Here is a 25,933-nt window from a genome sequence, read left to right as displayed (position 1 = left end):
ATGAGTGACTGGGAATCTGACAAGCCTGCCGATTGGGGGGATAAGCCGGTAGAGCCAGAGAAGGAGGGTAAGCCGCTGTTCGGGCGTAAATCGCCGAAACTTCCGCCGGAATCCGGCCGTGACTGGAAGCTGATTGAAAAGCTGGTGATGTCGCTTCAGGCCGAGCAGCGAAGAAGTCGGCGCTGGGGCATCTTTTTCAAATTTCTGACCTTCGGTTATCTGATCGCTCTGCTGTTCATGTTCAAGTTTCCCATCGGCGACTCTCTGGAAGGTGTGGCAGGGGAACATACTGCTCTGGTAGAAATAAATGGTCCGATCGCCGCTGACGAGCTGGCAAGCGCTGATAACATCGTTGGTTCCCTTCGAACGGCCTTCGAGGAGCCGAACTCTGTGGCCGTGATTCTGCGCATCAACAGTCCGGGCGGCAGTCCGGTCCAGGCGGGTTATGTTTACGACGAGATCAAGCGTTTGCGGGAGGAATACCCCGCGAAAAAGGTTTACGCCGTGATCTCCGATATTGGTGCCTCCGGAGCCTATTATATCGCGGCCGCAGCGGATGAAATTTACGCCAACCGTGCCAGCCTCGTTGGCTCCATTGGCGTTGTGGCTGGCGGTTTCGGGTTTACCGGGGTTATGGAAAAAATCGGTGTGGATCGCCGTCTTTATACCGCCGGCGAGAACAAGGCTTTCCTGGATCCGTTCTCTCCGGAGGAGCAAGAGGAGGTGGCGTTCTGGCAGAGCGTGCTGGAAAACACCCATCAACAGTTTATTGCAGCCGTAAAGCAGGGGCGTGGTGATCGCCTGTCAGATGACGAAAGACTGTTCAGTGGTCTGGTGTGGAGTGGCGAGCAAGCCGTTGAGCTTGGGCTGGCCGATGGGTTAGGCAGTGCTTCACACGTGGCTCGGCAGATCATCGGGCAGGAAAAGCTTGTGGACTACAGTCGTCGCAAGTCGCCATTCCAGGATATTGTCGATCAGCTTGGTGTCGCCTTTGGCGAGGGGGTCGCCAGTCAGTTGGTCGAGTCCCGTCTCGAGCTTCGTTAAGTTTTTTCGGGCTCAGGCCGGTTTTCCAGCAGGGGATTCCGGCCCCAGCGCCGAAGCATGTCGTTCAGGGCGATCAGCGGCAGCCCTACCAGGCTGTTAGGGTCCCGGCCTTCAAGCGCTTCGAACAGTGTGATGCCCAGGCCTTCCATCTTGAAGCTGCCGGCGCAGTCGTAGGGTTTTTCTTGCTGCAGGTAGGCTTCTATCTCCGCGTCAGTCAGTTCACGGAACCGGACATTGTAAGGTTCGCAGAGACTTTCGAGCTTTCCGGAGTCGGCGTCGAGCAGTGCCAGGCCTGTCAGAAACAAGACTCTGTGGCCACTGCTCTGACGCAATTGGTGCGCTGCCTGTTCATGGCCGCCGGGTTTGCTCAGCACCGAACCGTCCGGTAGGCAGGCCACCTGGTCTGAACCGATGATCCAGTGCCCGGGAAAGCGGTCCGCCAGTGCACGGGCCTTGTTTACGGCCAGGCGCGTGGCCAGGGATTCTCCGGATTCGTCTGGTTCTGGCGATTCGTCGACGTCTGGGCTAGCGCAGGTGAACGGCAGGCCCAGCCGTTCCAGAAGCGTTTTCCGATAGGGTGAAGAAGACGCGAGTAAAAGCGGTTTTCGGGTCATCGATAGGTCCTTTGAGTGCCTGGCCCCGGTAATTGAGATGCGGTTATCGTAAATTACACCTATCTGCACGGGAACCCCCGTGAAAAAGCAACGAAGTCTTTGACACCAGAGGGCTGCGCCCCTAAAATTGCGCGCCTATGTCAAACGCGTCCAACGCCGAGTTGCCCAAATCTGTTGATCCTTACCGGTTAGCGGAACAGAACAGCACACTGGAGGGAGAGATTCCTATCAGCGGGCTAGGCCGTTTTCGCGAAGCGGTTCTCGGGTTCTCGGAAGGTGCCGCGTGCCGGGTAAAACTGTCTTTCTTTATGGATGGTGAACGGCGTCGCGTGGTGTCGGGTGAGCTGACCGCTCCCGTGGATCTGGAATGTCAGCGGTGTATGGGTCCTATGAGTGTGACTCTGGAGTCCGGGTTCACCCTGGGGCTGGTCACCAGTGACGAGCAGGCCCAACAGCTACCGAAAGAGCTTGAGCCGTTTTTGACCGATGACTTCACCGCGGATCTCTGGTCCATGGTGGAAGACGAGTTGTTGCTGGTGTTGCCACCATTTCCGCTTCACGAACGGGATGAATGCCCTGCTCGGGAAGATCTGGAAGCATTTGAGCCTGATGGCTCCGAGGCAGAGCCGGTAAGAAAATCGGGCGAGAATCCGTTCAGTGTTCTGGCGGAACTCAAAAAGACAAAGCATTAACCGGGCGCGGTCTCCCTTGGGAAGCCGGCGCACATTTAACGAACAGACGTTACTTGTTCAGCAAGACAAAGTTTACGTTAACAGGTCAGGAGCATAATCATGGCTGTACAGCAAAACCGTAAGACCCGTTCCAAGCGTGGCATGCGCCGTTCACACGACGCCCTGAGCGCCGCTGCTCTGAGCACTGATGCGACCACAGGTGAAGTACATCGTCGTCACCACGTGTCTCCGGACGGCTTTTACCGTGGCAAGCAGGTGATCGAAGCACGCGACGAGTAATCTCGTTGCCGCTATGCATCGCCAGGAATCGGATGGCAGAACGGTGAAGCCGGTCACCATCGCGATTGACGCCATGAGTGGCGACCGCGGCGCAGCCGTTGTGGTTGCCGCGTCATTGCAGGCGGTGCGTGAAAACGAAGCCTTGAGCATCGTTCTGGTGGGAATCCGGAGCGAGCTTGAGGCTTTGTTGCGTGAAGGGCATGCCAGAATCCGCATTGTCGAAGCGGCGGATGTGGTCAGAATGAACGAGCGCCCCTCCCACGCCCTTCGCCACAAGAAGAATTCCTCCATGGCCATTGCGCTGGGTCTTGTCCGGGATGGCGAGGCGCAGGGCTGTGTCAGCGCCGGTAACACCGGCGCGCTGATGGCCTTTGGTCGCACCATTATCCGAATGTATCCGGGTATCGAACGCCCGGCCATTGCCAAACTGATTCCTTCGCTTCGTGGACGTTGTCACGTCCTGGATCTTGGTGCCAACGTCGACTCCACTGCCGAAAATCTTTATCAGTACGCGCTGATGGGATCACTGATGGCTTCTGCGATCTGCAGCCAGGCAGAGCCGCGGGTTGCACTGCTGAACGTTGGCGAAGAAGAGATCAAGGGTAATGAACAGGTCCGTCTGGCCTCTCATATGCTGGCCCAGTGCGACAGCATTAACTACATTGGTTATGTGGAAGGCAGTGATCTGTTTCGCGATGTGGCCGATGTGGTTGTCTGCGACGGCTTCGTTGGCAACATCGCCCTGAAGACCGGGGAAGGCGTTGCAGGTCTGCTGATCGAATTGATGGAACAGGCGTTCACCCGGAACCTCTACGGCAGGCTGGTCGGCCTGCTGGCCCGGCCGATTGTTGGTCGGCTTCTGCAATTGATGGATCCTTCCCGCCACAATGGTGCCAGCCTGCTCGGCCTTCAGGGTGTGGTGATCAAAAGCCATGGTAACGCCAATGAGCGCGCCATGCTGTCGGCCATTCGTCAGGCTGTCAGGGAAGTTGAGCTGGAAGTGCCCCGCCGTATCAATGAGCGTCTCGACGATCTCATGCTTTGAGTGCCTGAGACTAAAGTCTGTCCCCGTTTGACCACGCGTTCGCCGATAATTTGCCTAACTTGTACTATTGGCTAATCTCACGTAACCACCCAATGACGATAAGATTCCGCTTATGAAATCAGCCTTTATTTTTCCAGGACAAGGGTCGCAATCGGTGGGTATGCTTTCAGCTGCCGCTGAAGCCTGGCCCATTATCGACAGAACCTTCGCTGAAGCCTCCAACGTGCTTGGTTACGACCTCTGGGCGCTCTGCCAGAATGGCCCGGCCGAGGAACTCAATAAAACCATGGTTACCCAGCCTGCACTGCTGACGGCCAGTGTTGCCCTTTGGCGGCAGTGGTTTGTTGCGGGCGGTGTTGCGCCGCACTTCCTTGCTGGTCACAGTCTGGGGGAGTACAGCGCCCTGGTTGCCGCCGAAAGCCTCGACTTTGTTGAGGCGGTAAAGCTGGTTCGCCTGCGTGGTGAGCTCATGCAAGACGCCGTACCGGCAGGGCAAGGCAAAATGGCTGCCATCCTCGGTCTTGAGGACGACGACGTCGTTGCCGCCTGTGAAGCAGCGGCACAGGGTGATGTGGTTTCTGCGGTTAACTTCAATGCTCCCGGCCAGGTCGTCATTGCTGGCTCGGCAGCCGCGGTTGATCGCGCTATTGAGGCCTGCAAGGAAAAAGGCGCCCGCAAGGCCATGCCATTGCCGGTCAGCGTGCCTTCCCACTGCGCCTTGATGAAAGGCGCTGCTGAAGAGTTGGCCAAAGCCCTGGAAGATGTGCGCTTTAATGATGCTGTCATCCCGGTCATACAAAATGTTAACGCTGCCGCCGAGACCGAATCCGCTACACTGAAGTCCAATCTGCTCAAGCAGCTTTATTCACCGGTACTGTGGACGGATTCCGTGCGTGCTCTTGTTGCCAACGGTGTTGAGGTCGCCGTTGAATGCGGCACCGGCAAAGTCTTGGCGGGGCTTGCCAAACGCATCGACCGGACTTTGGCCGTTCACGGTATCGAAGATCCGGACTCGCTGACGAAGGCGCTGGACGCCTTCGGTCAGTCCTGAAACGAAAGGGAGTTATTCATGTCTCTGGAAGGTAAAACTGCACTGGTAACCGGTGCGACCCGCGGCATTGGCCAGGCGATTGCCCGTGCGCTGGCCGAGCAGGGCGCTGAAGTCGTTGGCACCGCGACCAGCGAGGCCGGTGCCGAGTCCATCACCAAAGACCTCCAGTCGGCCGGTTTCAAAGGCTACGGCATGGTCATGAACGTTGCAGATCCAGCCAGCATTGAATCAGGCCTCAAGGCGTTGACGGAGAAGTCAGGTGCGCCTCTGATCCTGGTCAACAATGCCGGTATTACCCGCGACAACCTGCTGATGCGTTTGAAAGACGAGGACTGGGCGTCGGTTCTGGAAACCAACCTGTCCAGCGTCTACCGTACCAGCAAGGCTGTTCTGCGCGGCATGGCCAAGGCGAAATGGGGCCGGATCATTAACATCAGTTCCGTAGTTGCCGGCATGGGCAATCCGGGGCAGGGCAATTATTGCGCCGCCAAGGCCGGCGTTGAAGGGTTCACCCGGAGTCTGGCCAAAGAAATGTCGAACCGGGGTATCACCGCGAATTGCGTGGCGCCGGGATTTATTGACACTGATATGACAAAAAAACTGGACGACAAGCAGCGCGAGGCTATGCTGGAAATCATACCCGCGGGTCGTCTGGGTGAGCCGGAAGAAGTGGCCGCCGTGGTCGCCTTCCTGGCATCCGATGCAGCCGGTTACGTGACGGGTGAAACCATCAACGTGAACGGCGGAATGTACATGGGATAGACCCCCTGTGGGGGTCTGTGCGCAACTCCTTGTCGCACAACATGTTTATCAGAATCCCTGCTTGTTTGCAGGTAGGGTTTAAACTAAACTGGCAGCACTTGAGTTGCTTGGTTGACACACAAAGTGAGGACATTATGAGTACAGTTGAAGAGCGCGTGAAGAAGATCGTTTGTGAACAGTTGGGCGTTAAAGAGTCCGAAGTTCAGAACTCATCTTCTTTTGTAGAGGATCTTGGCGCTGACTCACTGGACACCGTTGAGCTGGTTATGGCACTGGAAGAGGAATTCGAAACCGAGATCCCTGACGAGGAAGCCGAGAAGCTGACAAGTGTTCAGGACGCGATCGACTACATCGTCGCGCACACCTGATACTCTGCATTTAAGAAAGCCAGGCAAAAAGCCGTCCTTGTGAAACAGCGAGGGACGGCTTTTTTATTGGCTGAAAATCAGGTTCAATCTGCGTTCAGATTCATTCGGACAAGATCAGGTGTAACAGGTTATGACTAAACGGCGAGTTGTCATCACAGGCATGGGCATGCTGTCTCCGGTCGGCAATAGCGTGGAGTCGTCCTGGCAAGCCATCCAGGCCGGACGTAGCGGGATTGGTATGATCGACCGCTTCGACGCATCGGCGTACAACACACGGATTGGAGGGGCCATCCGGGATCTGGATATGGAGCCCTACCTGTCCCCCAAGGATGCACGGAAACTCGACGCCTTTATCCATTACGGCCTGATTGCCGCCCAACAGGCGGTGGACGACAGTGGCCTCGAATCTTTTGACAGGCTTGACCGCGAGCGCGTCGGTATTGCCATTGGCTCTGGCATCGGTGGCCTCGAGTACATCGAGAAAAGCGTTCTTACCATGGACAAGTCCGGTCCTCGAAAGGTTTCCCCGTTTTTCGTGCCGGCCTCTGTTATCAACATGATCTCCGGTAATGCTGCCATCCGCTTCGGCTATCGCGGTCCGAACATTGCGATTGTCACCGCCTGCACCACCGGCACCCACAACATTGGCTACGCTGCCCGTACGATTGCTTACGGTGACGCCGAAGTCATGCTGGCTGGTGGGTCTGAAATGGCGACCACGCGAACCGGTATGGCTGCCTTCTCCGCCGCGCGTGCTCTGTCCACGCGAAACGATGAACCGGAAAAGGCCAGTCGACCGTGGGATAAAGATCGGGACGGCTTCGTACTCAGTGACGGTGCCGGCGTGGTGGTTCTTGAGGAACTTGAGCACGCGAAACAGCGGGGCGCCAAGATCTACGGCGAGGTGGTCGGCTTTGGCATGAGCGATGATGCCCACCACATCACCGCGCCGCCGGAGGATGGCGAGGGCGCGGCCCGTTCCATGGCCAATGCCGTGCGTGACGCTGGCCTCGACGCCGACGAGATTGACTATATCAACGCCCACGGCACCTCTACCCAGGTCGGAGACGTCGCCGAAGTGGCTGCTGTTCGGAGAGTATTCGGCGCACATGCTGAAAAGCTGGCCATGAGCAGTACCAAATCAATGACCGGGCACCTTCTGGGCGCAGCCGGTGCCGTTGAGGCGATCTTCTCGGTACTGGCCATACGCGATGGCGTGCTGCCGCCCACCATCAATCTGGATAATCCTGATGAAGGATGCGAGCTGGATCTTGTGGCCCACAAGAGTCGTCAGGCCGATGTTCGAGTGGCGTTGTCCAACTCGTTCGGATTCGGTGGTACCAACGGAACCCTGATTTTCCGTCGCTACGAAGGCTGACACTCGTCGTGTTTCGTCTTTACTGGGCAGATGAGGGCGGCCTGCCTGCCGGTGATCGTGGTCTGGCCTATGGTGACGGGCTGTTCGAAACCATCCGGATGTCCGGGCACAGGGGTGTACTTTTATCCCGCCACCTGGAGCGAATGGTTCGTGACGCCGCGCGCCTTGGAATCGAGGTTTCCCGGAAGGAACTCGCCAACGTTTGCGTCGAGGCGGCGCAACGTTTCGCTGATCGTTTCAATTCGGAGGACTGGGTTCTGAAACTGACGCTGACCCGCGGCAGTGGCGGGCGAGGGTATCGCCCGGACCCTGGTATGGAGCCTAACCTGATGGTTTCTGCCTCACCTTTGCCACCTGTGCCTGATCCAGCCGGTGTTGCGGTTGATGTCTCCAAAGTGCCGCTGACCGTTAATCCATTGCTGGCGGGGATCAAGTCTCTGAACCGGATAGAACAGGTCCTGGCGGCCTCTGATCTCGGGCCTTCTCTATTCGAGGTGATCATGGCGGACCGCGACGGCAATCTGGTCGAAGGCACCCGCACCAATCTTCTGCTTCGCCGGGGCGATTGCTGGCTGACACCGCCGGCATCAAGCCTGGCGGTTGCCGGTGTGCTCAGACAGTGGCTTCTGGAGCGTCTCAGGCAAAGAGGGGATACGGTGACAGAGCGTCCAGTCACAGTAGACGATGTGCTTGGTCCAGATTGCCAGGGACTGTTTCTGCTCAACAGCGTGCTGGGTATTGTTCCGGTTCGCACTATCGCCGGTCATGATTTGCCTGTCGATGGCGGACTTGCGACAATCTTCAATCCTCTCGAAACACTGGAATAAATCGTTTGCTCAAGAAGTTATTGCTTGCGTGCGTTTGTGTCGCCGTCCTCGCCTCGGCAGGAACCGGTCTCTGGGTGTGGCAGGGTCTGCAAGGCCTGAACAAGCCGGTGATGCTCGAAGAGCCGCTGCTTTTTAACGTTCCCCAGGGCAGTTCTTTTATTGAAGTAGTTGGCCGACTTGAGTCTCAAGGACTGGTTTCAGACCGGTTGTGGCTCAGGCTCTATGGTCGGCTTGAGCCTGGACAAACCAGGATCAAGGCTGGCGAGTACGAATTTGTCGACGGCATGAGCCCCAGGGACATGATCGGTGCCATGGTGTCCGGCGATACCAAGCACTGGTATGTGCAGTTTATCGAGGGCTGGACATTCAAGGATATGCGAGCAGCCCTGGCCCGCGCCGAGCGGCTGGAGAAAGTGACCGGCCAGTGGACCACTGAGCAGATTATGGCGGCTGTTGGCGCCGAAGGCGAGCATCCCGAGGGTCGGTTCTTTCCCGATACCTACGCTTTCACCAGTAGCGAATCGGATCTTGATCTTCTGAAGCGGGCCTTCAACCGGATGGAAACCGTATTGGCCGAAGAGTGGGCAGCGCGGGAAGAAGGGCTCCCTTACGACACTCCCTATGAAGCTTTGATCATGGCCTCGATCGTGGAACGCGAAACCGGAGCGCCCCATGAGCGGGATCAGGTTGCGGGCGTATTTGTTCGTCGTCTTCAGAGGGGGATGCGGCTGCAAACCGATCCCACGGTCATTTACGGCATGGGTGACAGCTATCAGGGCAGGATTGGCCGTAAGGATCTGCGTACCTATACGCCTTACAACACATACCGAATCAATGGATTACCTCCCACGCCCATAGCCCTCCCGGGGCGTGAATCCATTCATGCAGCGCTACACCCGGACAAAGGCGATGCACTTTACTTCGTCGCCCGGGGTGATGGCACCCACAAGTTCTCTCGCACACTCTCGGAGCACCAGAAGGCGGTGCGAGAGTTTCAGCTAAACCGACGTGAGGATTACCGTTCCTCGCCGGCGCCACAGGATGCCGATTCTGATGAGGATGCCGGATGAAGTCGCGGGGACAGTTCATAACATTCGAGGGCACCGAGGGCGTTGGCAAGTCGACCCAGTTGACCAACGCCGCCAGCACACTCGATCAGATGGGTGTTGATTATATTGTTACCCGTGAGCCGGGAGGTACGCCCATGGCTGAGGCCATCCGCGAGCTCCTGCTGGCACCCCGGGACGAGCCGGTGAATGAAATTACCGAGCTGCTGCTGATGTTCGCGGCCAGAGCGCAGCATCTCCACACGCGGATCCTTCCAGCACTGGAGCGAGGCCAGTGGGTCCTGTGCGACCGTTTTACCGATGCGACCTTTGCCTATCAGGGTGGTGGTCGGGGCGTTCCCGAAGAACGAATCGCCTTGCTTGAAACCCTTGTTCAGGGTGACATTCGTCCGGACCACGTTATCGTTCTGGATGCCCCCGTGGACACAGGCATGGCCCGAGCTCGCAAGCGGGGTGAACTGGATCGCTTTGAACAGGAAGATCTGGATTTTTTCCAGCGAATCAGGGATGCCTATCTTGCCAGGGCGACGGCACAGCCCGCCAGGTATCACGTGATTGATGCCGCTCGTCCGCTCTCAGAGGTGTCTGATCAGGTGTCGGGCCTTTTGAACCGGTGGGTCAATGGTCAATAGTTTCAAGTCCGACAAATGCTCTGGTTTTGCCGCCGTTTTTGTTCCATTCGTGCACTTTCTGTAATGTTCTGCTTTAATTGAGGAACATTCTCAGTTAAACGCTGGCAGTTTTAATGGTTAACGCGAAACTTCTGAAGCTTCCCACGGCCGCGCATCAGCACTGGCATGAGCACCACCAGATTGTTATCGGGGTGTGTGGAGAAGCCGAGTTGAGCGTTGATGGAGCAGGGGCCTACCTGGACACCTGGCGGGCTTATCTGGTGCCTACGGAGGCCCGACACGATTATCGTGGTAATGACAAGAACCATGTTCTGGTCATCAATCTGGATCCGCTTGCACCCGCCGTTAATTCTCCGGCTCACGCCGACTATGAGCGCATGATGCGGGTCTTTGAAAAGCCGCGAACCTTGCAAATGGATAGTCGCCTGCACGGTCTCGTCCAGTTCGCCGCTGGCGAGTTTGATCGCGCGCCCAATCATGTAACGCTCCAGCAGCACCTGGCTTCCAGCATTCTTTATTGCATGGCTGACCGGATCACGGATGGCCAGTCCTTCACCTCAAACCGGAATGCGATCAGTCCTGATGCAATCCACCGCTTCATCCTCAGAAATCTCCATAAGAAGATCACCGTTGAAGACATGGCTGGAGAGGTTTGCCTCAGTGTCAGCCGGTTCCATGAGGTGTTCAGGGATCTTGCAGGCATAACGCCGCACCAGTTTCTGTTACAGACGCGCCTGGATCAGGCGGCGCACCTTCTCGCAACAACGACCCTTACGGTGTCTGAAATCAGTTACCGAACCGGTTTCTCGTCGCAAAGCGCGCTGACAAATGCCTTGCGGAAATACAAGGGGACCACGCCGTCACGATTACAGGTTGGCGAGCGTGTGGCCTGATTTGGCCCCTCAGTTCATTAGTCCCGTAGGATTGTGCAAAAGAATCGTAGGATTTCGTAAGCCTGAAATCCGCACTAATACTAACTTATAGCGACTGAAGCCCGGTGCGGGGTGAGAGTCGCAAATGCCCTTTGCGCACTCAGGTTCAGGGAATTACCACAAGGAAAAATCCCTGCTTCAATTGAGATGGAATTCGGGAACAAAAGAAGAATAGTGCAGCGAGTTGGCAGAAGGTCAGCCATGTGCTTTGCGAGCGGATCTATTCCGACTCATTAAACCGGAGGAGCCCTTATGGCTATTGGTGTTTGGATCAGTCTATTTGCTTACTTTGCGCTCATGATCGCCATTGGCGTTTATGCCATGCGCAGAGCTACTTCTTCATCCGAGGACTACATGTTGGGCGGTCGAGCCCTCAGTCCGAAGGTGGCTGCGCTTTCAGCCGGCGCTTCTGATATGAGTGGCTGGTTGCTTCTGGGTCTGCCAGGGGCGCTGTTTGCTTCCGGTCTCGGATCGGCCTGGATCGGTATTGGCCTGCTCGTGGGGGCATTCTTTAACTGGACGCTGGTTGCGCCACGGCTTCGTGAGCAGACCGTTCACTACGGAAATGCCATTACCATTCCCTCGTTCCTGGCGAATCGCTTCCCGACGCAGGCACTTTCCCTCAGAACAGTATCTGCGATCGTCATTGTTATCTTTTTCGCAGTGTACACGGCGTCAGGTCTGGTTGCCGGTGGCAAGCTGTTCGAAAGCGCTTTCTCCGGGATCTTCAATTTCGGTGGCTTGAGTGATTACGCGGTTGGTATCGTCATTACCCTGGGCGTGGTTCTGGCCTATACCGTGGTCGGTGGTTTCCTGGCCGTGAGCATGACGGACTTTGTGCAGGGCTGCATCATGATGCTGGCGCTGGTGATTATGCCGGCCGTTGTGCTGTTTGGCGAAGGTGGCGGTGGTTTTGCCCAGGCGTCACAAACTTTGAATGAAGTTGATCCGACGCTGCTGTCCTGGACGGAAGGCCTGACCTTCATAGGTTGGCTGTCTGCGGTTACCTGGGGTTTGGGTTACTTTGGTCAGCCCCATATCATCGTGCGTTTTATGGCCATCCGTACCCTGAAGGATGTACCGGTTGCCCGGAACATCGGCATGAGCTGGATGCTGATCTCCCTGATCGGTGCGATCTCACTGGGTGTCTTTGGTCGCGCCTACGCCATTCGCAATGGTATGGACATCCAGGATCCTGAGACCATCTTTATCATTCTGTCCGATATGCTGTTCCATCCCCTAATTACTGGCTTCCTGTATGCAGCCTTGTTGGCGGCGGTTATGAGTACAATTTCCAGTCAGCTGCTGGTGTCTTCCTCCTCGCTGACAGAAGACTTCTATCGTCTGTTCCTGCGTAAGGAAGCAACTGATAAGGAATGCGTGAATATCGGCCGGGTGTGCGTTGTCCTCGTCGGTCTGGTCGCAGCCTTCATCGCCTCCGATCCGGACTCTCAGGTCCTTGCGCTGGTTGCCAACGCCTGGGCAGGCTTTGGTGCTGCTTTCGGCCCTCTGATCATCCTGTCACTGATGTGGCCGCGCACCAATGGTGCAGGCGCGATTGCGGGTATGGTTGTCGGAGCCGCTACGGTCATTATCTGGATCTCCCTGGGCTGGAACGGCTCGTTCATGGGTGGCCCGGGTGTCTATGAAATTATTCCGGGCTTCATTGCGGCGTTCATCGCAATCCTGGTAGTGAGCTCGGTAACCGCCGATGCCGGTGAGTACCAGCACATCGAACGGTAAAAAAAACGCTTGAAAAGCGTTATCAGAAGTGAAAAGGGCTCCTTCGGGAGTCCTTTTTTTAGTCATAATGATTCCTTATCGAGGGGTCTACTGTCGTATCCCCCAAGCTTGGATGGAGCGCGCTGAGTGACTGTTCTGGAAATCGGGGCTTTGCTGACGATCGGCGGCATTGCCGGTTTTATTAATGTTCTCTCAGCCGGCGGTTCCATGCTGACCCTGCCCCTGTTGATGTTTCTCGGTCTGCCGCCCCAGGTGGCCAACGGCACGAACCGGGTGGCGATAACCTTGCAGAGTGTCACTGCGGTAGGCAGCTTCTACCGCATGGGGCATGGCAACCTTGTTGTCAGCCTGCACCTGGCGATTCCAGCGGTTCTGGGTTCTCTTGTGGGTGCCTGGGTCGCTACCTGGGTTTCCGATAAGGTGTTCGAATGGGTGCTCGTGGCGGCCATGATTTGCGCCTCTGTCTTCATGCTGTTGCCGCAGCCCGTTCTCAATACCCGTCCGTTGACGCCTGAGCGCCTGGGTCCGGCTGTCTACCTGGCGATGTTCGTGGTTGGCATGTACGGCGGATTCATTCAGGTTGGTGTCGGAGTGCTTTTCCTTGTGGTGCTTTACCACATGCTCAAGATCGACCTGCGCCAGGTGAACGTTCTCAAGGTCTCGATCGTGCTGCCATTTACTTTTGCAGCACTGGTAGTGTTCGCCCTTAACGATCAGGTGCGCTGGGGCGTGGGCCTGACCCTGGCACTGGGCAACGTTACCGGTGCGTTTATCGCTACCCGGGTCAATATGAGCAAACGCGGCGCACGTTGGATCAAGGGGATTACCCTCGTTATGGTGGCTGCGATTCTGGTGAGGCTTATTATCGACTGAGTATGTGGGCGTCCCGGGTATGTAAGCAGGCATAAAAAACGCCAGCCCGAGGGCTGGCGTTTTTGTGGAGCTAGACCTGAAGGTCAGCGCTTAGGCAACGTTCGCCTCGGCAGCCTTCTTGGTGTAGTTCTCCATCTGGTCGAAGTTGAGATACTTGTAGATCTCTTTCGACATGCTGTTCAGGTCCTTGGCGTACTCCATGTACTCCGCAGGGGAGGGGAGTTTGCCCAGAACCGCACCCACAGCTGCCAGTTCCGCAGAGGTCAGGTACACGTTGGCACCATCACCGAGGCGGTTCGGGAAGTTACGGGTGGACGTGGACAGAACCGTCGACTTCGGTGCTACACGCGCCTGGTTACCCATGCAAAGGGAGCAGCCCGGCATTTCGGTGCGAACACCGGCAGTGCCGTAGGTGTTGAAGTAGCCTTCTTCCATCAGCTGGGCCTGATCCATCTTGGTCGGCGGAGACATCCACAGGCGGGTGCTCAGCGGACCCTTGTGCTGTTCAAGTAGCTTACCAGCGGCACGGAAGTGACCGATGTTGGTCATGCAGGAACCGATGAAGACTTCGTCCACCTTGTCGCCTGCCACTTCGGACAGGAACTTGGCGTCGTCCGGGTCGTTCGGGCAGCATACGATCGGCTCTTTGATGTCAGCCAGGTCGATCTCGATAACGTGGGCGTACTCGGCATCTTTGTCGGCACGCATCAGCTTCGGATCAGCCAGCCACTCTTCCATCTGCTGGGCGCGACGCTCCAGGGTACGCGGGTCGCCGTAACCTTCGGCAATCATCCAGCGCAGCATGGTGATGTTGGAGCGCAGGTACTCGGCTACGGAGTCTTCAGACAGGTTGATGGTACAACCGGCTGCGGAGCGCTCGGCAGAGGCATCAGACAGTTCGAACGCCTGCTCAACGGTCAGGTGCTCAAGGCCTTCGATTTCCAGGATGCGACCGGAGAACTCGTTGATCTTGCCTTTCTTCTCAACGGTCAGCATGCCCTGCTTGATGCCGTACAGCGGAATGGCGTGTACCAGGTCGCGCAGGGTGATGCCGGGCTGCATTTCGCCCTTGAAGCGAACCAGAACAGACTCCGGCATATCCAGCGGCATTACGCCGGTGGCAGCGGCAAACGCAACCAGGCCGGAACCGGCCGGGAAGGAGATGCCCATCGGGAAACGGGTGTGGGAGTCACCACCGGTGCCGACGGTGTCCGGCAGCAGCATGCGGTTCAGCCAGGAGTGGATGATGCCGTCGCCCGGGCGCAGGGAAACACCGCCACGGGTGCGGATGAAGTCCGGCATGGTGTGCTGCATTTCCACGTCAACCGGCTTCGGGTAGGCAGCGGTGTGACAGAAGGACTGCATAACCAGATCAGCCTGGAAGCCCAGACATGCCAGATCTTTCAGCTCGTCCCGGGTCATCGGGCCGGTGGTGTCCTGGGAACCTACGGTGGTCATGTGCGGCTCGCAGTAGGTGTTCGGACGAACGCCTTTGCCTTCTTCCAGGCCACAGGCCTTACCGACCATCTTCTGGGCCAGGGTGAAGCCCTTGGTGCCGGCTTCGGGATCTTTCGGCAGGCGGAACAGGTCGGTCGCGCCCATGCCCAGTGCTGTACGAGCCTTGGCAGTCAGGCCACGGCCAATGATCAGGGGGATACGGCCGCCGGCCTGAACTTCGTCCAGGATCACATCAGACTTGAACTTGAACTCGGAGATGGTTTCACCGGCTTCGTTCAGGATCTTGCCTTCGTACGGACGGATCTCGATCACGTCGCCCATGTTCATGTTGTCAACGGGAGCCTCGAAAACCAGGGCGCCGGCATCTTCCATGGTGTTGAAGAAGATCGGAGCAACCTTGTTACCGATACAGACACCACCGGCACGCTTGTTGGGCACGCCCGGGATGTCTTCACCGAAGAACCACAGAACAGAGTTGGTGGCGGACTTACGGGAAGAACCGGTACCGACAACATCACCAACAAAGGCAACGGGCAGGCCCTTGGACTTGATTTCGTCGATCTGGCTCATGGGGCCGGTAACGCCGGGCTCTTCCGGCTTCAGGCCGTCGCGCTCCATTTTGTAGGCAGCGCGGGCGTGCAGAGGGATGTCCGGGCGGGACCAGGCATCCGGAGCCGGTGACAGATCGTCGGTGTTGGTTTCGCCAGTAACCTTGAACACCACCATCTTGGTGCTCTCGGGTACCTTCTTCTTGTTGGTGAACCACTCGCCGTTGGCCCAGGATTCAATGACTGCCTTGGCAACGGGGTTGCCTGCGTCCATCTTTTCCTTCACGTCGTTGAAGGCGTCGAACATCAGCAGGGTACGCTTGAGCTGTTCACCGGCCAGTTCGGCCAGTTCGGAGTCATCCAGAAGGTCGACCAGAGTCGCGATGTTATAGCCACCCTGCATCATGCCCAGCAGCTTGACCGCTGTCTGCTTGTCCAGCAGCGGAGAAGACGCTTCGCCTTTCACAATGGCGGTCAGGAAAGCGGCCTTCACGTAGGCGGCTTCATCCACACCTGGCGGCACACGGTTTTCCAGGAGATACACCAGGGTATCTTCCTCGCCGGCCGGCGGGTTTTTCAGCAGATCGACCAGAGCAGCGGTTTGCTCGGCGTTCAGGGGCTTGGGAGGAATACCCAGGGCTTCACGTTCAGCAACGTGTTCACGATAGGCTTCTAACACGATATGGACCCTCATCAGTTGGAATGTCCCGCGCCGTTGGCTTCATGCCTTGGCGGGCGGTTTTTGGCGGAAAGGCCGCAGGAGCCTCTGAATAATGCCTCAAATCACCGATGGGGTTTCAGGGTTTATTCAGAGACTCCTCAATCTGGCGCTGCATTCTATAGGAAACCCCTTATAAAGTTAAGTTGGACAGAGGTCGGAGGAATCTGTTAAGTGCGCTATACTCGCCCGCCGCCAATTAACCAATGTGCTTAGCCATGAACGACGCCCTGCAAGAGATTCACAACTTCCTGCCGTGCCGGACCCCGCAACAATGGATCGACAACGCCCTGGCGAATCAGGATCTGATGCTGATTGATCACGCCCACTGCGAGAAAAAGGCCGCCTCCACAGCGCTGAGTTTGATGTACCGTTATGTCGACAACACCGACCTGTTGAACAAGATGTCCCGGCTGGCCCGTGAGGAGCTGAGGCATTTCGAGCAGGTGCTGGCGATCATGAAAAAGCGGGGCGTGGAGTATTGTCACCTGACGCCGGCCCGCTACGCTGCCGGTTTGAGACAGGCAGTTCGCACCGAAGATCCCGGACGTCTGGTGGATGTGTTGATCGTGGGCGCTATTATCGAAGCGCGCTCCTGCGAACGTTTTGCTGCCCTGGCGCCATTTCTGGATGAGAAGCTGGCGGACTTCTACACCAGCCTGCTGAAATCCGAAGCCCGACATTATCAGGATTATCTGTCTTTGGCCGAGCAGGCTGCCGGTGAGCCTATCGAGGCGCGAGTGGCAGAATTTCTGGCGCTTGAGAAAGCGCTGGTCGAAGAGCCGGATACGGAGTTCCGGTTCCACAGCGGGCCGGTCTCAGCGTAGCTGCCGGCACAGCTCTATCCAGGCATCAATGCCGGCGCTGCGGTATTTCTGCTTGTGCAGGATAAAATAGAACTGGCGATCAAATCGTCGGTGTTCCGGGACCGTCAGCGGCACCAGGCTGCCCCGCTTGAACGCGTCTGCCAGCACCACTTCAGACAGGCAGCCAATGCCCAGGTCCGCCTCTACGGCGCGCTTGATGGCTTCAGTGTGTTCCAGTTCCAGCAGCACGTTCAGATCCGGCAGCAGCCCGTGCATGCCTCGCTCAAAGCTCTGACGGGTTCCTGACCCTGGCTCCCGCATGATCCAGGTGGCGCTGCGCAGGTCCTCGTCGGAGAGAGACTTCTTGCCGGCAAGAGGATGGCTCGGAGAGCAGAAAACCACCAGCTCATCACCTCGCCAGGGCAACACATCCAGTTCAGGTGACTGTAATTCGCCTTCAATCAACCCGATGTCCAACTCAAAGTCCTTGACTCGTCTGGCAATGGTGCTTGTGTTGGCCACTTCCAGAGAGACTCTGGGGTGTGTAGGGGTATTCATGTATTGGGCCATGACACCCACGGCCAGATAGTTTCCGATAGTAAGCGTGGCACCTACTTTGAGCGCACCCACTTCCGTGTGCTTGCTGAAGGCCTGTTCCAGTTCGTTCGCCTGGGCCAGGACGGCTTCCACCTTGGGGCGGTAAAGTCGCCCGAGTTCGTTTAACTGAAGCCGTTTGCCAACGCGATCGAAGAGCTGGATATCGAACTGATTCTCCAGTTCTTTAAGTGCACTACTGGCTGCTGACTGCGACATGGCCAGCGATTCGGCGGCCCGGGTAATGTTCTGGAAGTGTGCCGCTGCAAGGAAAACCTCCAGCTGTCGGAAACTGTATTTCATAACTTTTCGCTCTTAATCGGCTCACTCGAATAAGGTTATGAGAATATCCCATTTTCCCGATAGGTTAGTGCCGGGTTAGACTGAGCGCAATCCAAAGTTAAATCATTCGCCGTAAAACAGCGTATCGAACAGGCAAGAGGTTTACATGAGCAACCTGATCAAAGAGAAAGTTACCAGCGTCCATCACTGGAACGATACCCTGTTCAGCTTCACCACAAGCCGTGATCCGGGCTTTCGTTTCAAAAACGGTCATTTCGTCATGATCGGTCTGGAGACCGAGGGCAAGCCGCTGATGCGCGCCTACAGTATTGCCAGTGCGAACTACGAGGAAGAGCTTGAGTTCTTCTCGATCAAGGTGCAGGACGGCCCACTTACATCCCGTCTACAGAAGATTCAGGTGGGCGACGAAATTCTGGTAAGCCGCAAACCAACGGGTACCCTGATTCTGGATAACCTGCTGCCGGGCAAGAACCTCTGGCTGATCAGCACCGGTACCGGGCTTGCCCCCTTCATGAGCATCATCAAGGATCCAGAGGTCTACGAGGCCTTCGATAAGGTGATCCTGACCCATGGCGTTCGTTACGTGTCCGAGCTGGCCTATCAGAAGGAGATTGAGGAATTGCCGGAGAACGAATACTTCGGCGAAATGGTCAAGGGCAAGCTGGTTTACTATCCCACCGTCACTCGCGAAGAGTTCCGCAACCGGGGCCGGCTGACCGATGCCATGGAAACCGGGAAGATTACCCGCGATCTGGACTTGCCGGACTTCGATCCGGAAAACGATCGGTTCATGATCTGCGGCAGCCCGAGCATGCTCAAGGACACCTGCGCCATCCTGAACAACATGGGTTTCAAGGAAGCCCGGGGCGGCGACATGGGGCATTACGTGATTGAACGGGCCTTTGTGGAGCAGTAAATGTGCAGGGTGAACCTGCCGCCAAAAAGCCGGAGCGTGATGCTCCGGCTTTTTTGTGTTTGTATCTGACAGAATGGTTCGTATAAAGGGTAAAACTCCGGAGGCGACAGGATGGCTGGCACACACAAAAACAAAAGAAACCTGGTGAGCTTTGTCATTGCGCTCGTCGTCGGTGTCGTTATCGGGACCCTGGTGCAGACTCAGTTCAACCTGCTGGCGCTTCAGGAATTGGGGGTTCAGATCGACGCCAAGGCACGACTCTCCGCCACGATTCATGACCTGGGATCCTTCGCGCCTGTCTACGGGATTCTCTTTGGAGTGAGTTTCCTGGTTTCCCAGATGACTGCGGCAGGCCTTGCCCGTCTGGTGGGGCCGGGTTCGCGATCTCCGCTTTTTGTGTTGGCGGGAGGCGCCGGTTTGTGGGTTGCGTTTGCAACTGTCAACGCACTCTTGCCAATGCCGACGCTCGTTGCGGCAACCCGAACCACCGGTGGACTGTTCGCAATGCTGCTGACAGCGGCATTCGCCGGTTGGCTCTTTGCCCGTTTGACGGAACCTCGCAGAGCAGCGACCGGCGGCTTCTCAGTTCCCGTTGTCGCGGTCTGCTTTCTGACCGTTGGCCTTGGTTGGCAGTCGGGGCCGGTTGAGGCCGAGTCTGCCGACGGCTATTCCGTTGAAACCCTGGTGTCGGGCCTTGAACATCCCTGGTCCCTGGCATTTCTCCCAGACGGTGGCGCCCTGGTAACAGAGCGGGCAGGGCGACTGCGGCGAATCGCCGCTAATTGGGCCTTGAGCGAGCAGCCGATTACGGGAGTGCCGCCGGTTTACAATGATGCCCAGGCTGGCCTTTTTGATGTCCTGCTGTCGCCAGACTTCGAGATTAACCGGGAGGTTTTTCTCGCCTATGCCTGCGGCACCGCCTCTGCGAATCACCTTTGCGTTGCCCGGGGTCGGTTGCAGGGATCCGCGCTGACGGATGTTGTCGAGATATTCCGGGCTCAACCCGCCAAACAGGGAAGTGCGCACTATGGCGGCCGTATGGCCTGGCTTCCCGATGGTACGTTGATTGTGACTCTGGGCGACGGTTTCGACTACCGTGAGCAGGCGCAGAACCTCTCCAGTCATCTGGGCAAAATTGTCCGCCTTCATGCGGATGGCTCCGCCCCCGCGGATAATCCCTTCGTCGGCCAGGAAGGCGCTCTACCAGAAATCTACAGTTACGGGCACCGAAATGTTCAGGGGTTGGTCTACGACGACGTTGAGGGCCTGCTGATCGCCCATGAACACGGCCCGCGCGGTGGGGATGAGATTAACCTGATAGAGCCGGGAAAAAACTATGGCTGGCCGGTGATCACTCACGGCATAGACTACACCGGAGCAATGATCACGCCCTTTGTTGAACGGGAGGGTATGGAGCAACCCTTGCTGCACTGGACGCCTTCTATCGCGCCCTCAGGGATGACCCGCTACCGGGGCGAACTGTTTCCGGGCTGGCAGGGTGACCTGCTAGTCGGAGCGCTGGCCGAGAAAAGTCTGCACAGGGTGAGGCTCTCCGGACAGCAAGCAAGCGACGTAGAAACGATGCTCCATAAGCGTGGCGAGAGGATTCGGGATGTTGCCACCGGACCTGAGGGCGCAGTGTATCTGCTTACCGACAGCGCCGACGGGCAGCTTCTGCGTATCGTGCCTTAGTCGGAGATCTGGGTTGTTTGCGTGTGGCCGGTGTATAGTAGGCGGTTTTCAGAAAAGGGGAAGCCACCATGTTTCATCTGGAACTGGAACCACGTTTCAGCGATACCGATGCCCTTGGGCATATCAGCAATACCAGTCTGCCAGTCTGGTTCGAGCAGGCCAGAACGCCGGTTTTCCGGATTTTCCATCCCACCCTTGAGGCGGAGACCTGGCCGCTGATCATTGCGCGCCTGGAAATCGACCTGTTGGCCCAGAGCTACTGGCATATTCCGGTCAAGATCAAAACGGGTATCGGCAAGATCGGCAATTCCTCGTTCCATGTGGTTCAGGAAGCCTGGCAGGGCGATAAGCAGATAGCGCGGGGCGTCGCCGTGTTGATTCATTTTGATTACGAGACCGAGAAAGCCCTGCCGATTCCTGACGACATCAGAGCCAAGCTCTCCGAGCACCTCGTAGACTGACGTTGCAAATGGTCGGGACCCCTACCTCCTGTCAGAATCACGGATCATGATGTCGGTCAATACTGCCAGACCGAATTGTCGCTAGGCTGAAACAGATCGAAATAGCAACAATAGCAGCAGGCCATCCCATCGAAACTCGTTCCGGGGAGGGAATCATCATGAAGGGATTTTCTGTTCCACGTATGGCAAGTGCGGCGTTTGTGTCAGTGTTGGGAATGTCTCTGGCTGGTCCCGTTCTTGCCGAGACAGGTGACTTCTACATACGTGCGGGCATGAGCGCAATGGACCCGGATACCGGAAGTGGGAGCTTTTCGTCCATACCCCGAAGCGGGGTCCGCCTGGACAGCGATGTCACTCTCGGCGGGTCGGTGGGCTGGTTTTTTACAGACGCCCTGGCCCTTGAACTCAGTTCGTCACTGCCATACTCGTCTGACCTTGAGGGCAACAGGCAGTTGAAGGATCTGGGCATTGGAGCCATCGGTGACGTTAAATATGTCCCGACCTATCTCACAGTGAACCTGTTTATTGACAATACATCCGCTGTCACGCCTTACCTGGGTGCCGGCGTTGCGTTCAACAAGTTTTATGATGAGAACGCCAACCCCCCTGGCCTGGATGTGAATCTCGACAGCACCTTCACTCCGACCTTTCTGGCGGGGGTTGAGATGGATTTTGGTGTCCCGGTGTCGGTCAATTTTGATGCCCGCTATACCTTGCTGGATGCAGATGCCGCATTCTCCGGAGCCATTGATGAAACTGTGGAGATGGAGATTGATCCGGTCGTATTCTCTCTGGGTGTAGGCTATCGGTTCTAGGCCGAAGCAAGTGACTGAAATACACGTAACGGAAATAAAAGAAGGCCGGGAGTTCCCGGCCTTCTTTGTTGTGCTTTATCCGCTTTATTGACGGAAGATCACCAGGCCACCGCCGCCATCTGCCACGTAGACCCGGCCATTTGCGATCGCGGTCCCGGTGGCTTCACCCACGGTATGCTGATGTTCCATCAGGACCGGATTGGCCGGATCACTCCAGTCGAGCTTGGCAACGCCGGCTTCGCCATAGGCCACGTAGAACAGCAGTCGAGGCTCGTCCAGGGTATACCAGTGGCCTTCGCTGTCAATTAACAGCTCGTTTGCAGGGAAATACTGGGGCGTCATGTACAGGGCCTCAGGATCTGATTCTTCCAGTCCCGGTTCGGCCTGCAGGCGGTATTGAGCGACCGCTTCGGGGCGATAGTCATAGCCGCCGCTTCCCATGGTCCAGATCTTGTCGGGTTCAACACCATCGGGCAGAGGTGCCAGAAGATCCTGGATACTGTATGCCAGCAGGCCAAAGCCGCCGTAGCTGAAGTAGGCGTGGTCCCCTACGACATCGACATCCACGCTGCGACTATCGGCCTTGCCAATATGTACGGTGCCGTCCAGTTCTTCCTCAATCTTGATTGGCTGGAAGATCTTGACCAGTTCCATCCCCGGGGCTACTCCGTCCACCAGGAGGGCTGTCATATCAACCACCGCGATACCGGAGTGGCCGGCCGCGACGAAGGCATAGATCTTGCCGTCTTCGGGGTTGGTCCAGAGCTCGACGCCAGAAGTACGTCCGAGTAACGGATTACCGGTGGCTGAGCCCAGGTTGGCGACCACGTGGTTGCCCGTGCCGTCAGACGGGTTCATGGTCATGTCATAGACTGTGAGCCCGTTGCTGCCATCGGCCACCACGGCATAGCTGTCGTGAAAATCGACATCGTAAGCGTGGTCCTGCCGGCTGATGTCGCCGTAGGAGCCGCTGGCCAGATTATGCTCGTAGAAGTCCGAGGGCTGCGGTGTCAGCAGCATCGGTGCACCCTCGACACCCTGGCCGGATTCGGCGGCGCTGACATCGACGCGACGCAAGCCCAGGCTCTGGGACATGACGTAAGCCAGGTCGGTGTCGCCAAGAATCACGTTATAGGCATGGGGGGTCGGGTAAACGGTTGATCCATCGGGGTTGTCGACCTGATATTCATCGACCACTGTGTTGGCAACCACATGGGGCGTGTCGATGGCCACACCGTTGGCATCAGCAATCTGCCATACGCTCATGCCATGGGGGCCATCCGCCATATACAGGTATTGGGCGGAAGTTGCGACGCCCTGGGTGTGACCGACTGCCAGGGGTGCGGTTGGTGAACCATCCGCAGCGGCATTGGTTTCGCTGGTACTGGCGAAATACGCCGGCACAGTGAACTTGGTGCTCATGTCTGTGGCGCCGGTTGTCAGGTCGCCCAGATCCATGAAGTTGAGTCCACCGGCGCCAGTGGCCTGCACCACATCAACGGCGCCGGATGTGTCGCTCACTGAGGGCATCAGGAACAAAGCGTTGCCGTGGCCGCTGACTTCCCCGGTCACCAGCAGGCTGGGCGACTGATACATCCAGATTGGCAGGGATTCATTGTCGTCCGGATCCCAGGCGCCCATGTCATAGGAGGTTACGAACTCGTAGTCAGGCCAGTGAAGCCGGTCAGGGAAGAGGTCGTTATCATAGGGAGCGCCCGCCTGTTGCCAGTTTCCGGCTGGCGCATCGGCGCTTTCGAGGGCGACCAGTCCAGCGAAGTGATCTGCGTAAAAGACCCGGTTATTGACGGTATCGACTTCCACGTCGATCACACCGGCTTCCTTCAGCATGCCCACCCCGAAATAGGGGAACAGACTCTGTGACTGCTCGCCGGTAGGTTCATCTGGGCCGTGGGCCGGAACAGCCGGGGCATAGCCCTGGTAGGTAATGTTGGCCAGATCAGTCGCATCGACCGCCACCAGCCCGCCCAGGCCGTAGGCCAGATAGACGATGGTCTCGCCACTACCCTGGTAGGTTTCGACGTCCAGCTTGTTGGCCTTGTAGTAGTACTTGCCATAGCGGTCGAAATCCGCCCAAGGCGTTGGTGCGTCTACATCACCATGCCAGACCTCCTTGATTTCGAAGGATGCCTGGTTGAAGTTCGGCATGCCGGTGTCCGGATCTATGTGGGTGACCGGATCGAAAACCTCGGTGGCTACGTCCATGTTGAGGAACCAGTCTTCCGTGACACCGGTATCCGTGTAAAGGTTGTAGTAGCCGACCCGGTCCAGGGTGGCCGGGTCGTAAACGCCAAGGCCCAGAAAGCCAATGGCTGCATACAGGTTGCCGTCAGCATGCAGTTGTAAATCGGCCGGTGCACCCCAGGGGTGTTCCCCTGAATACTGGAGCGTGTAGACCTCTTCATCGATAAGAAGAGTTCCATCATCCTCCAGTGTCGGTGTCGCGCTGATAACATTGGCGAGAGCCGTTCGATGGATCCCGTAACTCTCGTCCGCAATCCAGAGATTGGTGTCATCAGCTTCCAGCGATTTGATAAAACCATGGCCCTCAATGACTACATCGGTGACCAGGTCTCCACCTCCTTCGGCGAATGTGATCCCTTCCTGGTAATAATTTACCGGCGTGGTATGCAATACCTGCATCGCAGCAGGATCGGTGATGTCTACCACTGCAATGCCGGACTCACGTACTGCCGCCAATGCATAGGTTCGGCCCTCATAGGGCAGAACGAGAATATCCTGAATGAAGTTTGCCAGCTCGATTTCATGCACCGCACCAGCGGTGGTCTGAATCGGGGTGATCGCCAGCCGGTTCGCCATGTTGTAAACGGCGTAATCAGTCTCGCCCATATCCGCGCGGGCTACGGCAGTCGTCGCGCCACCGATCTGAACGGCTTTCTCCGTCAGGAATGCTTCAATAATGGCCTGCCCCTCGGGAGTTCCAAGTGATGCGTCGTTGTCACTGCTGCCGCAGCCTGTCAGTGTGATGGCCAAACCCGCTGTCAGCAGGCCTGGCATTGCGGACCGAAAAAACTTACAACCCATAATCAAAACCTCCCTGGCTCTCTTTGGCGATGTAGCCGAGCCTTGATCCATATTGTTGGCAGATGCGTTGATGGTTCGATCATCTGGCCAAAAAATGCACTATCGGCACCTGCAATTTAGAACTCATGTAGAGTGTTGTGTATTGACGTACCTCAAGTTTCCGTATCCAGGGTGTGCGGTCGTTTGGAGACGATTGTGGGAACGAATCGGCTATCAGGAGCAATTCATTGGTTTTCAAAACCCTTTCAGCAATAACTTTGGCCGGCCTTTTGGGTCTGGCTGGATGCGACTCTGACAAAAAATTGGCAGCAATCGATTCCGGCAGAGTGGATACCACGAGTGCAGGCATACAAATCGGGGATATATCTCTGGCGCTGACCTCCGCCCAGTTGGAATGGGTCGGTCAACAGATTTTCCGGAACGAGTGTGCAGGCCGTTTCCAGTGCCTGGTGCACTGGAACGATGGTGAGGCGTTCCCGTCGCTGGGTATTGGCCACTTTATCTGGTATCCGAAGGGCGTAGAGGGGCGGTTTGTAGAAAGCTTTCCAGCCCTGGTGGAATACATGGAACAGCGGCAAGTCAACATTCCCGAATGGTTGCGAACTCTCGAGCCTTTCGATGCACCCTGGGACGACAAGGACGATTTTCTGGCTGTCGACGACTCGCCCCGGCTGGCGGAACTGCGGGAGTTTCTGGCCGGCACCCAGGGGATCCAGGCTGAATTTATATTCCGTCGGGCCAGAAAGTCGCTCGGGCAGATCGTTGAGGCAACGCCGGCAGATCAACAGTCAGACGTGGCGGCACGACTGGACGCTCTTGCTCAGACCCCGGGTGGCGTCTACGCCATTATTGATTATGTAAATTTCAAGGGTGAGGGGCTATCACTGACGGAACGCTATAACAACCAGGGCTGGGGCCTGCTACAGGTGCTATTGGAAATGTCTGGCCCATCTGACCGAAGTGCCCTTGAGCAATTTCGGGAAGCGGCCGCCACGGTCCTCACACGACGTGCTGAAAATGCAGAGGACCCGATTGAAAGGGAACGCTGGTTGCCAGGGTGGCTGAGGCGCCTCGAGACCTACAAAGAGCCCCCCGTCTTGAAAATATCCGAATAATTTTGCAGAAAAACTAGTTCATTTACCGAACCTTGTTCTACTTTTAAGGGGCACGGCCCTCAAAGCTGCCTTTTTTCGGCGCATGGGGCCGCAGTGAGGGCACTGTATCAGTGCATAAAACAGCGCCACCCGGTTCC

General features: G+C 57.0%; 24 protein-coding genes. 20 read left to right on the top strand and 4 right to left on the bottom strand.

All coding sequences use genetic code 11. The annotated features are described in order from the left end of the window. On the top strand, nucleotides 1–1,044 hold the full coding sequence (locus tag NUW46_RS12440) for a S49 family peptidase (protein WP_222464772.1): 1,044 nt from the start codon (nucleotides 1–3) through the stop codon (nucleotides 1,042–1,044). Here NUW46_RS12440 and NUW46_RS12435 read toward each other — a convergent pair. Continuing rightward, entirely contained in the window at nucleotides 1,041–1,658 is a 618-nt protein-coding gene (locus NUW46_RS12435; RefSeq protein WP_222464771.1) for a Maf family protein, read from the bottom strand. The genes NUW46_RS12440 and NUW46_RS12435 overlap by 4 nt on opposite strands. Nucleotides 1,659–1,795: 137 nt before the next feature. Here NUW46_RS12435 and NUW46_RS12430 point away from each other — a divergent pair, with 137 nt between their 5' ends. The 13 genes from NUW46_RS12430 to NUW46_RS12370 all read left to right on the top strand — a co-directional run bounded on the left by NUW46_RS12430 (nucleotide 1,796) and on the right by NUW46_RS12370 (nucleotide 13,307). Then, nucleotides 1,796–2,350 (top strand): YceD family protein, encoded by a 555-nt coding sequence (locus NUW46_RS12430; protein ID WP_136631979.1) that lies wholly within the window; start codon nucleotides 1,796–1,798, stop codon nucleotides 2,348–2,350. Nucleotides 2,351–2,449: 99 nt separating this feature from the next. Further along, nucleotides 2,450–2,629 carry a 50S ribosomal protein L32 gene (rpmF, locus tag NUW46_RS12425; protein WP_008174968.1) on the top strand — a complete coding sequence of 60 codons (180 nt, stop codon included), beginning with the start codon at nucleotides 2,450–2,452 and terminating at the stop codon, nucleotides 2,627–2,629. 43 nt (nucleotides 2,630–2,672) lie between these two features. Then, on the top strand, nucleotides 2,673–3,674 hold the full coding sequence (plsX, locus tag NUW46_RS12420) for a phosphate acyltransferase PlsX (RefSeq protein ID WP_366673952.1): 1,002 nt from the start codon (nucleotides 2,673–2,675) through the stop codon (nucleotides 3,672–3,674). Nucleotides 3,675–3,786: 112 nt separating this feature from the next. Next, nucleotides 3,787–4,725: an ACP S-malonyltransferase gene (fabD, locus tag NUW46_RS12415; RefSeq protein WP_222464769.1), complete on the top strand. Its 939-nt coding sequence runs from the start codon at nucleotides 3,787–3,789 to the stop codon at nucleotides 4,723–4,725. Between the two features lie 18 nt (nucleotides 4,726–4,743). Continuing rightward, nucleotides 4,744–5,487: a 3-oxoacyl-ACP reductase FabG gene (gene fabG, locus NUW46_RS12410; protein ID WP_069183278.1), complete on the top strand. Its 744-nt coding sequence runs from the start codon at nucleotides 4,744–4,746 to the stop codon at nucleotides 5,485–5,487. A 134-nt stretch (nucleotides 5,488–5,621) separates the two neighbouring features. Continuing rightward, on the top strand, nucleotides 5,622–5,855 hold the full coding sequence (acpP, locus tag NUW46_RS12405; protein WP_008174976.1) for an acyl carrier protein: 234 nt from the start codon (nucleotides 5,622–5,624) through the stop codon (nucleotides 5,853–5,855). Nucleotides 5,856–5,985: 130 nt separating this feature from the next. Then, a complete protein-coding gene (gene fabF, locus NUW46_RS12400) occupies nucleotides 5,986–7,233 on the top strand; it encodes a beta-ketoacyl-ACP synthase II (RefSeq protein ID WP_418140227.1) in 1,248 nt (415 codons plus the stop codon). 8 nt (nucleotides 7,234–7,241) lie between these two features. Further along, nucleotides 7,242–8,060, top strand: coding sequence for an aminodeoxychorismate lyase (gene pabC, locus NUW46_RS12395; protein ID WP_305967329.1), 819 nt, complete (start codon nucleotides 7,242–7,244; stop codon nucleotides 8,058–8,060). A gap of 5 nt (nucleotides 8,061–8,065) precedes the next feature. Next, nucleotides 8,066–9,130, top strand: a complete 1,065-nt coding sequence (mltG, locus tag NUW46_RS12390) for an endolytic transglycosylase MltG (RefSeq protein ID WP_305967330.1) — start codon at nucleotides 8,066–8,068, stop codon at nucleotides 9,128–9,130. After that, the gene (gene tmk / locus NUW46_RS12385; RefSeq protein ID WP_418140226.1) at nucleotides 9,127–9,759 is read left to right on the top strand and encodes a dTMP kinase; all 633 of its coding nucleotides are present in this window, start codon (nucleotides 9,127–9,129) and stop codon (nucleotides 9,757–9,759) included. The genes mltG and tmk overlap by 4 nt, the downstream gene beginning before the upstream one ends. A 113-nt stretch (nucleotides 9,760–9,872) precedes the next feature. Beyond that, nucleotides 9,873–10,652, top strand: coding sequence for an AraC family transcriptional regulator (locus tag NUW46_RS12380; protein WP_418140225.1), 780 nt, complete (start codon nucleotides 9,873–9,875; stop codon nucleotides 10,650–10,652). A 291-nt stretch (nucleotides 10,653–10,943) separates the two neighbouring features. Then, nucleotides 10,944–12,434 carry a sodium/proline symporter PutP gene (gene putP, locus NUW46_RS12375; protein WP_222464765.1) on the top strand — a complete coding sequence of 497 codons (1,491 nt, stop codon included), beginning with the start codon at nucleotides 10,944–10,946 and terminating at the stop codon, nucleotides 12,432–12,434. Between the two features lie 126 nt (nucleotides 12,435–12,560). After that, nucleotides 12,561–13,307, top strand: a complete 747-nt coding sequence (locus NUW46_RS12370) for a sulfite exporter TauE/SafE family protein (protein WP_418140224.1) — start codon at nucleotides 12,561–12,563, stop codon at nucleotides 13,305–13,307. Between the two features lie 90 nt (nucleotides 13,308–13,397). On the opposite strand, the gene NUW46_RS12365 is transcribed toward NUW46_RS12370, so the two are convergent. Continuing rightward, the gene (locus tag NUW46_RS12365) at nucleotides 13,398–15,992 is read right to left on the bottom strand and encodes a bifunctional aconitate hydratase 2/2-methylisocitrate dehydratase (protein WP_069183680.1); all 2,595 of its coding nucleotides are present in this window, start codon (nucleotides 15,990–15,992) and stop codon (nucleotides 13,398–13,400) included. Nucleotides 15,993–16,249: 257 nt separating this feature from the next. On the opposite strand from NUW46_RS12365, the gene NUW46_RS12360 reads away from it, so the two are divergent. Beyond that, nucleotides 16,250–16,858 (top strand): tRNA-(ms[2]io[6]A)-hydroxylase, encoded by a 609-nt coding sequence (locus NUW46_RS12360; protein ID WP_153633563.1) that lies wholly within the window; start codon nucleotides 16,250–16,252, stop codon nucleotides 16,856–16,858. Here NUW46_RS12360 and NUW46_RS12355 read toward each other — a convergent pair. Continuing rightward, nucleotides 16,850–17,734, bottom strand: a complete 885-nt coding sequence (locus NUW46_RS12355; protein WP_136631971.1) for a LysR family transcriptional regulator — start codon at nucleotides 17,732–17,734, stop codon at nucleotides 16,850–16,852. The two genes, NUW46_RS12360 and NUW46_RS12355, sit on opposite strands and share 9 nt — an antisense overlap. Nucleotides 17,735–17,879: 145 nt before the next feature. Between NUW46_RS12355 and NUW46_RS12350 the strand changes: the two genes are divergently transcribed. From NUW46_RS12350 to NUW46_RS12335, 4 genes are all read left to right on the top strand, one after another. Next, nucleotides 17,880–18,650 carry a ferredoxin--NADP reductase gene (locus NUW46_RS12350; RefSeq protein ID WP_069183288.1) on the top strand — a complete coding sequence of 257 codons (771 nt, stop codon included), beginning with the start codon at nucleotides 17,880–17,882 and terminating at the stop codon, nucleotides 18,648–18,650. 111 nt (nucleotides 18,651–18,761) lie between these two features. Then, the gene (locus NUW46_RS12345) at nucleotides 18,762–20,342 is read left to right on the top strand and encodes a PQQ-dependent sugar dehydrogenase (RefSeq protein WP_418140223.1); all 1,581 of its coding nucleotides are present in this window, start codon (nucleotides 18,762–18,764) and stop codon (nucleotides 20,340–20,342) included. Nucleotides 20,343–20,410: 68 nt separating this feature from the next. Beyond that, a complete protein-coding gene (locus NUW46_RS12340) occupies nucleotides 20,411–20,803 on the top strand; it encodes an acyl-CoA thioesterase (RefSeq protein ID WP_305967337.1) in 393 nt (130 codons plus the stop codon). A 158-nt stretch (nucleotides 20,804–20,961) separates the two neighbouring features. Beyond that, a complete protein-coding gene (locus NUW46_RS12335) occupies nucleotides 20,962–21,618 on the top strand; it encodes an OmpW/AlkL family protein (protein ID WP_418140222.1) in 657 nt (218 codons plus the stop codon). 84 nt (nucleotides 21,619–21,702) lie between these two features. Here the strand turns inward: NUW46_RS12335 and NUW46_RS12330 are convergent, their stop codons facing one another. Continuing rightward, a complete protein-coding gene (locus NUW46_RS12330) occupies nucleotides 21,703–24,681 on the bottom strand; it encodes a hypothetical protein (RefSeq protein WP_418140221.1) in 2,979 nt (992 codons plus the stop codon). A 251-nt stretch (nucleotides 24,682–24,932) separates the two neighbouring features. On the opposite strand from NUW46_RS12330, the gene NUW46_RS12325 reads away from it, so the two are divergent. Next, nucleotides 24,933–25,796 (top strand): hypothetical protein, encoded by an 864-nt coding sequence (locus NUW46_RS12325; protein ID WP_418142036.1) that lies wholly within the window; start codon nucleotides 24,933–24,935, stop codon nucleotides 25,794–25,796. Nucleotides 25,797–25,933: the final 137 nt, after the last annotated feature.

This window comes from Marinobacter sp. MA, assembly GCF_048298425.1.
GTDB classification, from domain to species: domain Bacteria; phylum Pseudomonadota; class Gammaproteobacteria; order Pseudomonadales; family Oleiphilaceae; genus Marinobacter; species Marinobacter salsuginis.
Note: the sequence above shows the minus strand (reverse complement) of the source record. Positions and strands in the feature narration are given on the sequence as shown.

Bases quoted from the DNA above. Each gene is read 5' to 3' on its own strand.
- NUW46_RS12440 (WP_222464772.1), top strand. From the start codon at position 1: ATGAGTGACTGGGAATCTGACAAGCCTGCCGATTGGGGGGATAAGCCG.
- NUW46_RS12435 (WP_222464771.1), bottom strand. From the start codon at position 1,658: ATGACCCGAAAACCGCTTTTACTCGCGTCTTCTTCACCCTATCGGAAA.
- NUW46_RS12430 (WP_136631979.1), top strand. From the start codon at position 1,796: ATGTCAAACGCGTCCAACGCCGAGTTGCCCAAATCTGTTGATCCTTAC.
- rpmF (WP_008174968.1), top strand. From the start codon at position 2,450: ATGGCTGTACAGCAAAACCGTAAGACCCGTTCCAAGCGTGGCATGCGC.
- fabD (WP_222464769.1), top strand. From the start codon at position 3,787: ATGAAATCAGCCTTTATTTTTCCAGGACAAGGGTCGCAATCGGTGGGT.
- fabG (WP_069183278.1), top strand. From the start codon at position 4,744: ATGTCTCTGGAAGGTAAAACTGCACTGGTAACCGGTGCGACCCGCGGC.
- acpP (WP_008174976.1), top strand. From the start codon at position 5,622: ATGAGTACAGTTGAAGAGCGCGTGAAGAAGATCGTTTGTGAACAGTTG.
- fabF (WP_418140227.1), top strand. From the start codon at position 5,986: ATGACTAAACGGCGAGTTGTCATCACAGGCATGGGCATGCTGTCTCCG.
- tmk (WP_418140226.1), top strand. From the start codon at position 9,127: ATGAAGTCGCGGGGACAGTTCATAACATTCGAGGGCACCGAGGGCGTT.
- NUW46_RS12380 (WP_418140225.1), top strand. From the start codon at position 9,873: ATGGTTAACGCGAAACTTCTGAAGCTTCCCACGGCCGCGCATCAGCAC.
- putP (WP_222464765.1), top strand. From the start codon at position 10,944: ATGGCTATTGGTGTTTGGATCAGTCTATTTGCTTACTTTGCGCTCATG.
- NUW46_RS12360 (WP_153633563.1), top strand. From the start codon at position 16,250: ATGAACGACGCCCTGCAAGAGATTCACAACTTCCTGCCGTGCCGGACC.
- NUW46_RS12355 (WP_136631971.1), bottom strand. From the start codon at position 17,734: ATGAAATACAGTTTCCGACAGCTGGAGGTTTTCCTTGCAGCGGCACAC.
- NUW46_RS12350 (WP_069183288.1), top strand. From the start codon at position 17,880: ATGAGCAACCTGATCAAAGAGAAAGTTACCAGCGTCCATCACTGGAAC.
- NUW46_RS12345 (WP_418140223.1), top strand. From the start codon at position 18,762: ATGGCTGGCACACACAAAAACAAAAGAAACCTGGTGAGCTTTGTCATT.
- NUW46_RS12340 (WP_305967337.1), top strand. From the start codon at position 20,411: ATGTTTCATCTGGAACTGGAACCACGTTTCAGCGATACCGATGCCCTT.
- NUW46_RS12335 (WP_418140222.1), top strand. From the start codon at position 20,962: ATGAAGGGATTTTCTGTTCCACGTATGGCAAGTGCGGCGTTTGTGTCA.
- NUW46_RS12330 (WP_418140221.1), bottom strand. From the start codon at position 24,681: ATGGGTTGTAAGTTTTTTCGGTCCGCAATGCCAGGCCTGCTGACAGCG.